Raw genomic sequence first — 401 nt, forward strand, 5'->3', positions numbered from 1 at the left:
CACACCGGGGGTGCGGCGGGCGCCGGCGAGGGCACGCAGGGTGGACTCCCAGTCGAGCACCGGGGAGTCCAGGAGCAGCCCGGCGACGCGTTCGCGCAGTTCCGAGCGGGCGGCGGCGCGCAGCGCCATGGTCGCGCCGGTGGACCAGCCGTAGAGCACCACCTTGCGGGCGCCGGAGTCGACCGCGTGCCGCAGCACGGCGTCGAGGTCGCGCCACTCGGTCTCGCCGAGGTGGTTGAGCCCGTCCGGGGAGCGGGGCGCCTCCGGGTCGCCCCGGTAGGCGGGGACGAGGACCGGGAACTGGTTGCGGCGCAGGGCGTCGAGGACGTTGAGGACGTGTTCGCGGGTGGCGCCGAGGCCGTGCACGGCGATCACCCAGGTGTCCCGGGCGCCCGGGACGA

At 76.6% G+C, this 401-nt stretch carries 1 protein-coding gene; it reads right to left on the reverse strand.

Going from position 1 to position 401, the window contains the following annotated elements; translation table 11 throughout:
* The coding region (locus LPA54_RS40920) for an alpha/beta hydrolase (protein ID WP_228985481.1) at positions 1 to 401 on the reverse strand (401 nt) is incomplete at both ends.

Origin of the sequence: Streptomyces sp. DH12, assembly GCF_020873895.1 — a bacterium.
Classification (GTDB): domain Bacteria; phylum Actinomycetota; class Actinomycetes; order Streptomycetales; family Streptomycetaceae; genus Streptomyces.